General features: G+C 38.1%; 12 protein-coding genes and 2 pseudogenes. 3 read left to right on the top strand and 11 right to left on the bottom strand.

Translation table 11 applies throughout. The features are described 5' to 3' along the window. The 5 genes from BZK16_RS13375 to gpmI form a co-directional block, all read right to left on the bottom strand. Nucleotides 1-959, bottom strand: a 959-nt coding sequence (locus BZK16_RS13375) for a branched-chain amino acid aminotransferase (RefSeq protein WP_077929388.1), incomplete at its 3' end; no start/stop codon positions are given. Between the two features lie 15 nt (nucleotides 960-974). Beyond that, the gene (locus tag BZK16_RS13370; RefSeq protein ID WP_077929387.1) at nucleotides 975-1,421 is read right to left on the bottom strand and encodes a hypothetical protein; all 447 of its coding nucleotides are present in this window, start codon (nucleotides 1,419-1,421) and stop codon (nucleotides 975-977) included. A 37-nt stretch (nucleotides 1,422-1,458) separates the two neighbouring features. Next, nucleotides 1,459-4,275, bottom strand: a complete 2,817-nt coding sequence (uvrA, locus tag BZK16_RS13365) for an excinuclease ABC subunit UvrA (RefSeq protein ID WP_077929386.1) — start codon at nucleotides 4,273-4,275, stop codon at nucleotides 1,459-1,461. Nucleotides 4,276-4,523: 248 nt separating this feature from the next. After that, nucleotides 4,524-5,873 (bottom strand): S41 family peptidase, encoded by a 1,350-nt coding sequence (locus tag BZK16_RS13360; RefSeq protein ID WP_233145311.1) that lies wholly within the window; start codon nucleotides 5,871-5,873, stop codon nucleotides 4,524-4,526. Between the two features lie 28 nt (nucleotides 5,874-5,901). Beyond that, nucleotides 5,902-7,434: a 2,3-bisphosphoglycerate-independent phosphoglycerate mutase gene (gene gpmI, locus BZK16_RS13355; RefSeq protein ID WP_077929385.1), complete on the bottom strand. Its 1,533-nt coding sequence runs from the start codon at nucleotides 7,432-7,434 to the stop codon at nucleotides 5,902-5,904. 179 nt (nucleotides 7,435-7,613) lie between these two features. Between gpmI and BZK16_RS13350 the strand changes: the two genes are divergently transcribed. Together BZK16_RS13350 and BZK16_RS13345 are read left to right on the top strand one after the other, a co-directional pair. Continuing rightward, the gene (locus BZK16_RS13350; RefSeq protein WP_077929384.1) at nucleotides 7,614-9,590 is read left to right on the top strand and encodes a PhoX family protein; all 1,977 of its coding nucleotides are present in this window, start codon (nucleotides 7,614-7,616) and stop codon (nucleotides 9,588-9,590) included. Between the two features lie 210 nt (nucleotides 9,591-9,800). Beyond that, nucleotides 9,801-10,223, top strand: coding sequence for a site-specific integrase (locus tag BZK16_RS13345; protein ID WP_077929383.1), 423 nt, complete (start codon nucleotides 9,801-9,803; stop codon nucleotides 10,221-10,223). On the opposite strand, the gene BZK16_RS13340 is transcribed toward BZK16_RS13345, so the two are convergent. The 6 genes and pseudogenes from BZK16_RS13340 to BZK16_RS13310 all read right to left on the bottom strand — a co-directional run bounded on the left by BZK16_RS13340 (nucleotide 10,185) and on the right by BZK16_RS13310 (nucleotide 14,002). Then, nucleotides 10,185-10,613, bottom strand: coding sequence for a hypothetical protein (locus BZK16_RS13340; RefSeq protein WP_077929382.1), 429 nt, complete (start codon nucleotides 10,611-10,613; stop codon nucleotides 10,185-10,187). The genes BZK16_RS13345 and BZK16_RS13340 overlap by 39 nt on opposite strands. A gap of 499 nt (nucleotides 10,614-11,112) precedes the next feature. Then, nucleotides 11,113-12,301, bottom strand: a pseudogene (locus BZK16_RS13330) (terminase). Further along, nucleotides 12,264-12,833: pseudogene (locus tag BZK16_RS14920) on the bottom strand (terminase small subunit). Before BZK16_RS14920 ends, BZK16_RS13330 begins: the two co-directional pseudogenes overlap by 38 nt. Before the next feature lie 58 nt (nucleotides 12,834-12,891). After that, nucleotides 12,892-13,197: a hypothetical protein gene (locus BZK16_RS13320; protein WP_143691189.1), complete on the bottom strand. Its 306-nt coding sequence runs from the start codon at nucleotides 13,195-13,197 to the stop codon at nucleotides 12,892-12,894. A gap of 83 nt (nucleotides 13,198-13,280) precedes the next feature. Next, nucleotides 13,281-13,508, bottom strand: coding sequence for a hypothetical protein (locus BZK16_RS13315; protein ID WP_077929379.1), 228 nt, complete (start codon nucleotides 13,506-13,508; stop codon nucleotides 13,281-13,283). Between the two features lie 239 nt (nucleotides 13,509-13,747). Next, nucleotides 13,748-14,002 carry a hypothetical protein gene (locus tag BZK16_RS13310; protein ID WP_077929378.1) on the bottom strand — a complete coding sequence of 85 codons (255 nt, stop codon included), beginning with the start codon at nucleotides 14,000-14,002 and terminating at the stop codon, nucleotides 13,748-13,750. A 136-nt stretch (nucleotides 14,003-14,138) separates the two neighbouring features. Here BZK16_RS13310 and uraH point away from each other — a divergent pair, with 136 nt between their 5' ends. Continuing rightward, nucleotides 14,139-14,558, top strand: a complete 420-nt coding sequence (gene uraH / locus BZK16_RS13305) for a hydroxyisourate hydrolase (RefSeq protein ID WP_077929377.1) — start codon at nucleotides 14,139-14,141, stop codon at nucleotides 14,556-14,558. Nucleotides 14,559-14,583 lie beyond the last annotated feature (25 nt).

Here is a 14,583-nt window from a genome sequence, read left to right as displayed (position 1 = left end):
TTATAAAGCTTAGTTGTAATTGGGCCAACTTCTGTTTCATTGTAGAACACATGGAATTTATCATTAGTTTGAATACCACCGATTGGTGAAATCACAGCTGCTGTACCGCAAGCACCCGCTTCCACAAATTGATCCAACTCTGATAAATAAACATCACCTTCAATTGCTTCCATTCCTAAACGTTCTTTTGCAATGTGCAATAAAGAGTATTTAGTAATACTTGGCAAAATAGATGGCGAAATTGGCGTAATGAATTTATTATCCACTGTGATACCAAAGAAGTTCGCAGAACCCACTTCTTCAATTTTTGTATGGGTTGCAGGATCTAAATAGATACAATCTGAGAAATTACGCTCATGTGCTTCGTAACCTGGCAATAAACTCGCTGCATAGTTACCACCAACTTTAGATGCGCCTGTGCCCATTGGCGCTGCGCGATCATAATCAGAAATGATGAAGTTAGTTGGTGCTAACCCACCTTTGAAATATGGGCCAACTGGCATACAGAATGCTGTGAACAAAAACTCAGGCGCAGGTCGTACACCAATATTTGCACCAACGCCAATATACAATGGGCGAATATACAAAGAAGCACCTGTACCATAAGGTGGTACATAGGCTTCATTAGCGCGCACAACTTCTTTAATTGCTTCCACAAACATCTCTTCTGGAATTTGTGGCATACGCAAACGACGAGCACTGTCGTTCATTCTGCGCGCATTTTCATACGGGCGGAACAACTGAATGCTGCCATCTTTTGTGCGATAAGCTTTCATGCCTTCAAAACATTGCTGACCATAATGCAATGCTGTTGAACCCTCATGAATATGAAGGTTCGGATCTTCTGTTAATTCACCTTTCTGCCAAGCGCCATTCACATGCTTTGCTAAAAAGCGATATGGCGTTTGAATATAACTGAAGCCTAAATTTTCCCAATCGATATCTACTGTTTTAGACATTTTCACTATCCTTCATTAACTATACTGTGGAAGATCATCACCAAATGTTTGATCTTCTAAATTTTCTGTAATATTCACTTCACCGATCATTGCACCGATGTCTGTAAATACTAGAGCATTAATATGTTTAATATATTTTTCAAGCTCTGCATAGTTAATTCGTAAAATTTTCTGCGTTGCATCTACAGAACGTAGCTGTGCCACATTTTCTTCGATCTCTTTAAACGTATTACCATACTTCTTACCAGAAATATCAATTAAGACAGCTTTACAAGTGACATATTCAGGCTCAAAGCTCACAAAACCGAAAGCAATCAGATAATATTTATCCATATCAATTTTATGTTCACGGCAAAGCGCGGCTAGGCTTGCGATTCTTCCTTCCCAATCGATTTCGATAGTTCCAACTAAATCGCTGTATTTTGTTGTAATGGCTGGTTTAGTAATAGGCAATCTTTTCATATAGTCTCTTCTTTATCCATTTGAGTGGCAAACGTTATCATAAAAAATCTTTTAAAAAGCGTCCTGTGGCACTTTTCGGATTATTGGCAATCTCTTCTGGTGTTCCTTCACCAATTATCATACCTCCTTTATAACCGCCTTCTGGCCCTAAATCAACAATCCAATCAGCTGTTTTGATCACATCTAGATTATGCTCAATTATTACGATGGTATTTCCTTGATCACGCAAAGTATTAATCACCGTTAATAACTGCGCAATATCATGGAAATGCAAGCCTGTTGTTGGTTCATCCAAAATATATAAAGTTTTACCCGTATCGCGCTTAGATAATTCACGGGATAATTTCACGCGCTGTGCTTCACCGCCTGATAATGTCGTAGCATTTTGCCCAAGCGTAATATAACTCAAGCCAACTTCCATCAATGTAGATAATCGACGATGAATCACAGGAATTGCAGAGAAGAATTCACAAGCATCTTCCACTGTCATATCCAATACTTCACTGATGTTTTTACCTTTGTATTGAATGTCCAAAGTTTCACGGTTATAGCGTTTGCCTTTACACACATCACACAACACATAAACATCTGGCAAGAAATGCATTTCAACTTTGATTAAGCCATCACCTTGGCAAGCTTCACAGCGCCCGCCTTTCACATTAAAGCTGAATCGCCCAGCTGTATAACCACGAGCACGGGATTCTGCCGTACCTGCAAACAATTCACGAATTGGTGTAAATAATCCTGTGTAAGTTGCAGGATTTGATCTTGGCGTACGACCAATTGGGCTTTGATCAATGTTGATCACTTTATCAATGTGCTCTAAACCTGTGATTTCTTTGACAGGTGCAACTTCTTGGCTTGCACGATTTAAAGCATTAGCAGTGAATGGATACAACGTATCATTCACCAATGTTGATTTACCTGAGCCTGAAACACCTGTGACACACGTTAATAAACCCACAGGAATATTCACGCTCACATCTTTTAAGTTATTGCCCGTTGCACCAACGATGGACAGTTGCTTGTCAGGATCATTTTTAGCACGCTCTTTTGGTACGGCAATCTCTTTTTTCTTTGATAAATATTGCCCTGTTAAAGATTCAGGCACAGCCATGATCTCTTTCACACTGCCTTTAGCCACAACTTCACCGCCATGAATGCCAGCACCTGGGCCAATATCCACAACATAATCGGCTGCACGAATGGCATCTTCATCATGTTCAACCACAATCACGGTGTTACCTAAATCACGTAAATGAATCAGCGTTTTTAATAAGCGCTCATTATCACGCTGATGCAAGCCGATTGATGGTTCATCCAATACATACATTACGCCCACTAAACCTGCACCAATTTGCGAAGCCAAGCGAATACGTTGTGCTTCACCGCCTGATAATGTTTCCGCTGAGCGAGATAAATTCAAATAATCCAAGCCCACATTCACCAAGAAACCTAAACGCTCGTTAATTTCTTTCAGAATTTTATCAGCAATTTCAGCTTTCGCACCTGTTAATGTCAACGTAGATGACCAATTCAAAGCATCATCAATGGACATGGATGTCACTTGGTTAATGGCATGATCATGAATCAATACATTACGTGCGGATTCATTCAAACGCGCACCGCCACAAGCTGTACAAGGGCGAGATGTTAAGTATTTCGCTAACTCTTCACGCATGCTTTGTGAATCTGTTTCATGATAACGGCGATCTAAATTCGGTAAAATCCCTTCAAATGCATGAGTTCTTTTAACAACTTTGCCATTCGAGCCATAATATTCAAAGTCGATTTCTTCTTTACCGCTGCCATTTAAAATCACATTCTGAATATTTTCAGGCAGTTCTCTAAAAGGTACTTCAGGGTCAAATTTATAATGTTTTGCCAATGACAAAATCATTGAATAGTAATAGAAAGCTTTTTTATCCCAACCGCGCACAGCGCCTGTTGCTAAAGATAATTCATCGCTCGTGATCACTTTTGTGAGATCAAAATATTGGCTCACGCCCAAACCATCACAACCAGAACAAGCGCCTGTTGGATTATTGAATGAAAACAATCTTGGCTCTAATTCAGGCAATGAGAAACCACATTCTGGGCAAGCATAATTTGCAGAGAATTGCAGCATGATGGATGGATCATTCATATCCACCGCATAAACTAAGCCTGATGATAATGTTAACGCTGTTTCCATCGATTCAGCCAAGCGCTGAGCAATATCAGGACGCACTTTAAAGCGATCAATCACCACTTCAATGCTGTGCTTTTGCTTAGGATTGATTTCAGGCAATTCATCGATTTCATAAACTTCTCCATCAATTCTTAAACGCAAATAACCTTGTGACTTTAAGCCTTCGATTAATTTAACATGCTCACCTTTACGATCACGGATCACAGGCGCTAATAACATAATGCGAGAATCTTCAGGGAGATTCAAAACTTGATCCACCATTTGGCTCACTGTTTGTGCATGTAAAGCTAAATGATGCGTTGGGCAATGTGGCGTGCCAATTCGCGCAAATAATAAGCGCAAATAGTCATAAATTTCTGTCACTGTTCCCACTGTAGAACGCGGGTTATGCGATGTTGATTTTTGCTCAATCGAAATCGCTGGCGATAAACCTTCAATGTGATCCACATCTGGTTTATCCATCATCGATAAGAATTGGCGAGCATAAGCGGATAACGATTCAACGTAACGTCTTTGCCCTTCAGCATACAAAGTATCAAATGCTAAAGAGGATTTACCAGAACCTGATAACCCTGTAATCACAATGAGTTTATTGCGAGGTAAGGTTAAACTGATATTTTTTAAATTGTGCGTGCGTGCACCTTGAACCGTAATATTTTCCATGCTTACTCTCAAAAAAGATCACTTCTATTGAATGTGAATTTTTACTAAACTACCTATCATACGTTATTCTTAGATCACCATAAAAGATATATAAGCAATCCTATAAACAATATTGTAAAAAATGCCTTCCATGAAGGAAAAAGCCCAAATAAAAGCTCTGAAACTCTCTCACAAATCATTTCAATAATCACTAACATTCGGATTATTCCCTATAAAAAAGACTGCCGAAGCAGTCTTAATCATTACCATTACTGAATGGGGTTATCCTTCACAAAAATCAAACTTTTCAGCAAATTTAATGCTTCATATAATTGATTATCTGAAACCGCTAAACCACGAGCTTTTTCAGATTGTGTAAATGTAGTGATGCTCTGTTCTTTATCAGAACCTTTATTCAAACGTTTGGCCAAGTTTTCTTCACGAATAAAGTTAGAGTTACGTTCTGAATCCACATTCAAAGATAACAATTCAATATTTGGTGAAATGCCTTCGCCCTGAATCGAACGACCATTTGGCGTGTAATACAATGCAGTCGTGTATTTCATGCCTTGACCTTCTGCCAAGTTCACAACTGATTGCACAGAACCTTTACCAAAGCTCTTTTCACCTGCGACAACGCCACGACGCTGGTCCTGAATCGCCCCTGCTACAATTTCAGAGGCTGATGCAGAACCACCATTAATCAATACAACCAAAGGTGCACCTGCCAAAATATCACCAGGATTTGCCATAAAATCAATACGTGAAGCTGGATCACGACCTTGCGTATAAACAATTAAGCCTGCTTCTAAGAATAAATCCGCAATTTCTGCCGCTTGATCCAAAACGCCGCCTGGATTATTACGTAAATCTAAGATCAAACCTTTAACTTTAGCTTTTTTAGCTGCGGCTTGTTTGTTCAAATCTTCAATCGCCGTTTTCATCTCTTCCGCTGAGCGCTCTTGAAATTGACTCAAACGAATATAACCAAATTCGTTATCAATCAATTCTCCTTTGATGCTTTCCGTTTTAATCACATCACGCACCACAGGAATTGTTAATGGCGAACGCTCACTTTCACGAATGATTGTTAATACAACTTCTGTGCCTGGCTCACCTTTGAGCATATCAACGGCTTTGGAAACATCCACAGATTGCACAGCTGTTGAATCAATCTTAATGATCAAATCGCCCGCTTGAATGCCTGCTTTTTTCGCAGGTGAACCATCCATTGGAGAAATGATGCGAATTAAACCATCTTCACTCACAACTTCCACGCCTAATCCTGCGAATGAGCCTGTTGTGAACTCTTGAACCTTTTTATAAGATTCTGCATCATAAAATTCAGAATGAGGATCCAAACCGCTCAACATACCCTTAATGGCATTGTTTACCAACGTTTCTTCTGTCACTTCTTCAACATAGTTTGCACGTAACTGTTCAAAAACATTCACGAACAACAATAACTGCTGAACCGGTAAATTTTCTTTCACAGTCTCGTCCACTGCTGGCACGGTAACTTTCGGTTGCTCGATCGTCAATGCCATGCTTTCGCTATTGGCAAAAGATAATAGAGATAGCAAAGTCACTGTGATCAAGGATTTTTGAAAATTTCTCATCCTGAATTTCTCCGTTTATTAATATTAATTATTTGAAATGGATTAAGTTTTGTCCTGTCATTTCTGCTGGTTGTTCAACACCCAATAAATGCAAAATTGTTGGTGCGATATCTTTCAAAGCACCATCTGGAGACAATACAGCAGGACGACCTAAATAAATGAATGGGACTGGGCCAGTTGTATGCGCTGTGTGTGGTTGATTTGTTGAATCATCCCATGTTAATTCAGCATTACCATGGTCCGCTGTTACCAATAATTCACCGCCAACTTCCAAAATTGCATCATAAACTCTGCCCATACATTCATCCACTGTTTCTACAGCTGTCACAATCGCATCAAAAACGCCTGTATGACCAACCATATCTGGGTTTGCAAAGTTACAAATGATCACATCAAATTTTTGAGACAAAATCGCTTCCACTAAGTTATCTGCAACTTCTGGCGCGCTCATTTCTGGTTGTAAATCGTAAGTTGCTACTTTCGGTGAATTCACCATAATGCGATCTTCACCTGTGAATACTTGCTCACGACCACCATTGAAGAAGAACGTTACGTGTGGATATTTCTCAGTTTCAGCTAAACGCAATTGAGTTAAATTATGCTTAGCCAATACTTCACCCAAACCATTCACCAATGATTGTGGTGGGAATGCGATTTCTGCATGAATACTATCTTTATATTGCGTTAAACAAACATAATGAGATAATTTAGGACGATATTTAGGCACAAAACCTTCAAAATCATCTTCTGTAAATGGATATGTGATTTCACGCGCACGATCCGAACGGAAGTTCATGAACATGACAGCATCACCATCTTCCATTTTTACAGCTTCACCAATCACTGTTGCTTTTACAAATTCATCGTTTTCATTGCGATCATAAGCAGCTTTTAAACCTTCCATTGCAGAGTCTGCATGGAATTCGCCTTTGCCTTGGCTTAATAAGTCGTAAGCTTGTTCAACACGTTCCCAGCGATTGTCACGATCCATCGCAAAGTAACGACCAATGATTGTTGCGAAACGACCAACTTTTACATCACTAAATACAGCTTCTGCTCTTTCGATATAAATTTCAGCTGAACGTGGCGGAGTATCGCGACCATCTAAGAATGCATGTAGATAAATCTTTGTTAAACCTAATTCTGCTGCTACTTTAATTAAGCCATGAATATGAGCCTCATCTGCATGCACGCCACCATCTGATAACAAGCCAAAAATGTGCAATGCTTTGCCACTGGCTTTCAAATCGTTCAACGTTTTCACAACCACAGGATTTTTTGCAAATTCGCCTTCTTCAAATGCTTTAGAAATGCGTGTTAAATCCTGATAAACAACACGGCCAGCACCAATATTGATATGACCAACTTCTGAGTTACCCATTTGTCCATCTGGCAAACCCACAGCTAAACCTGAAGTTTTTAATAATGTACAAGCACCATCAGTTTTGAACTCTTCAAAATTAGGTGTTTCCGCTGCCATTACAGCATTGTGCTTCATTTCTGTACGATAACCCCAACCATCCAAAATACATAGAACAACAGGTTTTGGCGCTTTATTCATGGTAGATCCCTTTAGATTAATGATACAAATCAGTCAAATTGCACCATTATAATGAATAATGCCTTGGCTTTCAGGAATCATTTGCCTATAAAGCGCTCTGTCATAAAACTGCCACATATTTCCCGTATTCTCTGCATCCAACAAGACACAATTTAGTTCATTGCAGGAGAGCAAAAATCATGGGAAGACCTAAGGCTGTTTATTTAAAAAACGATAAAGGCGAAAATATTAGTAATGAAACAGATAATCCAGTTTTTTCTGAGATTTTAGAAAAACCATTATCTCGCCGTACAATGTTAAGCACTGCGGGCATGGGCGCAGGCTTATTGGGTTTATTCAGCTTACCGTTGGCAAATATCGCAAAAGCAGTTGCACCTGCAAATGCTGCAAAGCCGTTAAACAAAGACGAATTGATTCGCTTTAAAGCTGTGCCATTCTCAACGAAAGATGACATCGTTGTGCCTGAAGGCTACGAAGCTAAAGTGTTTTATCGCTGGGGCGATAATGTTGGTATCAATAACAACATGCCTGAATTTAAATTAGATGCATCTAACACAGCGGATGAGCAAGCAACTCAAGCTGGTATGCACCACGATGGTATGGCTTATTTCCCTATCAACAATGCTACAAAATCCACGAACGGTTTATTAGTGATGAATCATGAATATGTGGATAATGGCTTGCTATTCCCTGATGGCGATAACAATTGGTCATTGGAAAAAGTTCGCAAGAGCCAAAATGCAATGGGCATTTCAGTGATTGAAGTGCAAAAAGATGGCAATGAATGGAAAGTGGTTCGCCCTTCTAAATTTGCCCGCAGAATCACGCCATATACTGAAATGGTGATCGAAGGCCCTGCAAAAGGCAACGATCTAATGAAAACTGAGGCTGATCCAAAAGGTGAAGTTGTATTCGGCACAATGCAAAACTGCGCAAATGGCGAAACACCTTGGGGAACTTATTTGACATGTGAAGAAAACTGGTCAGACATTTTCGTAAAAACAGCAGGTGCTAACGAACTAGAAAAACGCTATGGCATTGCAAGCCAAGATGCTGTTTATCGCTGGAATGAATTTGATGATCGCTTCAATGTCGATCAAACACCAAATGAACCAAACCGTTTTGGTTGGGTTGTGGAAATTGATCCAACAGATCCAACTTCTAAGCCAATCAAACACACAGCTTTGGGTCGCTTTAAACACGAAGGCGCTGAAATTGTAATCGCACCAACTGGCGAAGTTGTAGCTTATATGGGCGATGATCAACGCTTTGAATACATTTATAAATTTGTATCCAATGGCAAATATGATCCTGCTAAAGGCAAAGCAAACAGCAAATTATTGGATGATGGTACATTATATGTGGCGCGCTTCAATGAAGATGGCACAGGCGAATGGATTCCATTAGTGTTTGGTCAAAATGGCTTAACGAAAGCCAATGGTTTCAACAATCAAGGCGATGTTGTAATCAATGCGCGTAAAGCTGCTGACTTAGCCAATGCAACCAAAATGGATCGCCCAGAGTGGATTTCAGCCAATCCAATGGTGCCTGGCTCTATTTACTGCACATTAACGAACAATAGTAATCGTGGTAAAGATGGCTATCCTGGCATTGATGCTGCTAATCCTCGTGCTAATAACCTATTTGGTCACATCATTCATTGGGATGAAAAAGATGGCAATTCAGCGTCAACATCTTTCAATTGGGACATCTTAGTTTTAGCAGGTAAAGATAAAACTCAAGATCGTAACCATTTAGCCAATAACCGCGGCGATTTATTTGGTAGCCCAGATGGCTTGAAATTTGATCACAATGGTTTGTTATGGATTCAAACGGATGTTTCATCTTCTACATTGAACATGAATGAATACGAAGGTATGGGTAATAACCAAATGTTGGTGGTTGATCCTGAAGAAGGTTATTTCAAACGCTTCTTAACGGGCCCAAATGGTGCAGAAGTCACAGGCATTGCATTCACACCAGATAACAAAACAATGTTCATCAATATTCAGCATCCTGGCGAACCAGCAGATGGTAACTCTGATCACGGCAATCCTAATCAGTTCTCAAGCTGGCCTGATCATAATCCAAAAGGTCGCCCACGTGCTGCAACTGTTGTGATTCAACGTACAGACAATGGTGACATCGGTTTGTAATAATTGCTTGATAAAATATATATCGACAAAAATATAATTGAATAACGAATAATAAAAATAAATCTATGAACGCTACTTTGCCCCATATTTTATGGGATTACTAATATAGTTAAAATGAGGCAAGCTAGATATTAGCTGGCCTCTTTCTTTATGTTTATTTTACATTATGTGATATTCTTTTAAAATTGTCCCTTAATTGTCCCTAAAAAAATGGCAACTTTTGAACGAGTAGGTAAAAAATGGAAGGCCGTTATCAGAAGAAAAGGTTATCCAAAACGCACAAAAACTTTTGATACAAAAAGAGATGCTAATGCATGGGCTGTTACTTTTGAAAATAACTTGCTACAAAACTCAAATGAAAACATACTCAAAAACATAACACTTGAAGTGCTAATCCAGAGATATTTAGCAGAGGAAACGATCAAGAAAAAAACAGCAAGTAATGAGTCATTGACTCTCAAAAAATTTATTAGGGATTTTTCATACATTGCAAAAAAGAATATAAATGAAATATCAGCGCTAGATGTGGCGCAATGGAAAGAAGAGCGCGAGAAAATAGTAAAAAACTCAACTATAAATAGAGAGTGGGCAGGATTAAGGCCTTGCGCCACTTTCTTTTTCTTCTTGCAGTGATTGCACCTGTTCTACAGAAGAATCAATAACAATATATGATCTAGCATAGGCCAAAGCTTCAAAGAAAATAGATTCAAATACACCATTCATGCTTTTGTTTGAACCGTTAAAATCTTCTTTATAAGCGCTTACCTTTTCATTTAAATCATCAACGACTAATGCTTTATAGAATACACGGCCACCCATAGATTTTACTGTATCTTCAAAATATGACGTTAGTGTTGCAACGCTTAAGTGGCGATTATAATCATCTGCTGTTTCAGCCTTGAACTTAGGCAAATAAAATTCGCGAGAGTTTCTCATAGCGCTTGTTCCGCCAAGTAGAGCCTTAATTGGCTCTATCATGGTACGGAATTCGGCAATGTCATTTGAAATTGTATCTACTTTCATTTTAATTCCTAGAATGGCAGATCAACACGCTTGGCTGTCCGATCTCTCATATTATGAGCAACCGCAAAGTATCTAAAAGCATCAGCTGCGTGCGATGCCTCGTTGTGAAACGGNACAGAAGAATCAATAACAATATATGATCTAGCATAGGCCAAAGCTTCAAAGAAAATAGATTCAAATACACCATTCATGCTTTTGTTTGAACCGTTAAAATCTTCTTTATAAGCGCTTACCTTTTCATTTAAATCATCAACGACTAATGCTTTATAGAATACACGGCCACCCATAGATTTTACTGTATCTTCAAAATATGACGTTAGTGTTGCAACGCTTAAGTGGCGATTATAATCATCTGCTGTTTCAGCCTTGAACTTAGGCAAATAAAATTCGCGAGAGTTTCTCATAGCGCTTGTTCCGCCAAGTAGAGCCTTAATTGGCTCTATCATGGTACGGAATTCGGCAATGTCATTTGAAATTGTATCTACTTTCATTTTAATTCCTAGAATGGCAGATCAACACGCTTGGCTGTCCGATCTCTCATATTATGAGCAACCGCAAAGTATCTAAAAGCATCAGCTGCGTGCGATGCCTCGTTGTGAAACGGCTTATTTCGCCAAACTCCATTTTTATCATCCCAAGCTTTTCTATAAGCTTCTAAATGCGCAAGGCCTTTGCCACACTGATATTCATCAAACGAACACAATGGTAATATTTCACGAACCAACTCAATTCCAATAAGTAAAAACAGGTAAATGAGAATTATTAGGCAACTTGCCAATTCTGTTTTTAGCTCTTAATTGTCTAAACTGTTCAGAGTAATAAGCGCCTTCAATTGCTTGTTCAAATGCTTCTTTTGGCGTGCTTGGATATTCACGTTTCATCTCATCTTTGAGTGTATTAGCCTTTGCTTGATACCAAAGTTTTTGCCCTAAACTAAACTCAATATTAAGATCATGCGCCAATTTATCAAAATAGTTCTCAGTTGCTTTTGTCAACTGTGCATTTTTATCATCTAAAACATATTCAGGATTGCTAAACCAGTTGTAGAAAAAGAACTTCCAATCTAAATCACCTAACTTACTTTGATCTAGCTTTTGAGACTCTTGGCAATATTCATAGAAATAACCAGCCTTACCTTCTGCGGTTGATTCTAATGTGATGATTCCATCTTTAGAAACTGCTTCAAATGCACCTGTCACAATCTCTTTTGATTTGTCGGGATATTTAGCGCATATCTTTCCGAACTCCGACACATGAAGCTCATTAAGTGTTCCACCACGAGCAGAAGTGCCTACAAATATATAGCCGCCCTTATCAAATACCAATTCTCCAGCATGATCATTTGATACTGGGTTACTTTGCCTTAGTGAATTTGGCAATCGATCATAAGCGAATTTAACCTTTTCCCTAAATAGTTTATTAGCATCATCCAAATTATGCGCAATCATTCCACACGCTGCGCGCTCAAAGAACACACTATCTAGCTGCATAATTGCTTTTAAAGTTGTAAATCCTAATTGCCTTGCTTTTAATATGATATTTCTCGAATGTTCACGATTAAAGTAATCATTCTGCTCATTGTTAAAATTGAACGTAATTACCTGTCTACGTTTATTTGTAATTTTGTATAAATTATTAAGCCGCCATCTTTTACTCTTTAGATTCTCGACTGTTATTTCTTGCTTCATTACCAATCTCATCTATTAAGTCTGAAAGTGGATTTAATGACATCTTAATATCCTGTCTTTCGCTAAAGGCATTAATATTTATATGCTTACCAAGTAACTCAAGGTTCTTAACCTTATCGGGCCACTTAATTTTCTTCAGGATGCCAACTAGATCACGCTCATCGCCACGACCTTCAAACATTTCTGCTAAATCTATTCCGCTTAATGATGTGCGCCATACCTTTGGTCACTTATGAATAGCCTTAATACTTCCATCATCACTAAGGATATCTAACACATCCATTTGATCGATTTCTAATAAGCGGTTAAGCACGTATTGAGCATCTAGTTTTAATTCATTGTTACTGTCATTTTGAAGTTCTGAGATTCTTTTTTGAAGGTCAGGTTTAATAAGGTTTTCAGCTCCTATGCTTTTTGCTGTTTTCTCTGAATACCCAGCTCTAATCGCTGCTTGAGTAGCATTTAAATCCTTAACATACTCAAGGCAAAAACGCTCTTGGCGGTCATTAAGTTTTAATTTGCCTTTACTCATTACTTTCCTTTAGGTAATAAAAAACCCCAATTAAGGGGTTTATATATTGTTTGGCAGATTAATCTAAAACTTTTTGAATTTTATCATTCACTTCATTAGATAAATCTTTAGTATCTTCTTTTAAATCTTTTGCTTTATCTTTGATAACTTGTTTTGCCTCTTCTGTTTTCTCATCCATAGATTGCTCCACCTCAGCTTTCTTTTCTAAGGTAGCATCAGTAGCATCTTTGGCTTTATCTGCAATAACTTCTGAACTTTCAATTATTTTTGCTTTAACTTCATCACCCTTAGTTTGAGCCATTACACCCGCTCCTAAAAATGCAACCAAAATAAAGTTAAGACAAACTATTTTATTCAATGACATTTGATATCTCCCATACGCAAAGAAAAAACACTTAATAAGCTACACCAACTTTTAGTGTGACACAATCGATTATTTAAATGGTATTACTTACTTAACTGCTTCAATTGCTGTTTGATTTCGCCATTGCCGCGCTCTAATGCACCAACTCTTTTGGATAGCTCCTTTTCACTACCTTTGAGAGTAACAACATCATCTTCACCACGAGCCATGCGAATTGTATTTGCACTGTCATTGAGTTTAATAGCAACGATTTCTTTATTTAAACTATCAAGACTAGTATTGATCCCGTTTAAATACCAAACAACAAGCATCAATCCAATCGTTGATACTGTCTTCCATCCCCACTGCTCAATGCTTGCATTTCGTTTTTCAATCTTAATTGTTCTTTCGTCTGCGATTAGCGGCTTCCTTATCTATGCCGCTCGGGCGTTTACAATCTCTATCGTATTTAATGATGTGCGATAGAATCCATTCTTTTGTGCCTGATGTTAGCTGGTCCTGTCTGCTGATAGAACCACGCTTCCACCCTGCACAGTTAATTGCCTGGTAATCAATCTCTGTATGCTTTGTTTTGTTCGAGCAGGCGATCAACATCAAGCTCATTGCTAGTATTGATATGGTCTTGAACATCTTTAGATTCCTGCTCTTTTTGATTGATGAATGAAAGCTCTTCATTCTTGCTTTTGTGCTGTTTGATTTCTTCTTGTTGCTTTGCAATCTTTCTATCCTTACTTTTCAGCAAGACATAAAAAAGGGCGGTTAAAACGCCCCATGCTATTAATAGATATGACTTAAGTCTGCTCATTCATATTCCTATATAAAAAATGCAAATCTAATGCATAAAATATTTTAATTTTTACAACACTTGACAATTAATATACATTAAAAAAGCTTTAATAAATAAAGCTTATGTAAACATAACAATAGATAAGGAATTAAAAATGAAATTAAAATCATTAGCCGTGGCTAGCATTTTATCTGCAACATTGCTAACAAGCTCTTTTGCAGAAACATCTTTCGCATTAAGCTCTCATATATTAGATATCTCGAAAGGATTACCTGCACCTGATGTTACTGTATTTCTAGAAAAATATAGCAATAATAGCTGGCAAAAAATCGAAGAACATAAAACAGATTCTAATGGGCGTCTAAACTTTCTTGAAAACAATGATAATGTCAAAGAAAATCGTACCGGAACTTATCGTCTAACATTTGAAACCAAACCATATTTCACAAAAGAGAAAACGGAAAGCTTCTATCCATATATTGAAGTGGTATTTGAAATATCAAACGATAAAGCACATTATCATGTTCCAATTACTCTAAGCCCTTATGGTTACTCTACTTACCGTGGAAGTTAATCAATTCTTATAAATACTATAGATA

This window comes from Wohlfahrtiimonas populi (genome assembly GCF_002006795.1).
GTDB lineage: Bacteria > Pseudomonadota > Gammaproteobacteria > Cardiobacteriales > Wohlfahrtiimonadaceae > Wohlfahrtiimonas > Wohlfahrtiimonas populi.
The sequence above is the reverse complement of the archived record's forward strand: the minus strand, read 5'-3'. Positions and strand labels throughout refer to the sequence as shown.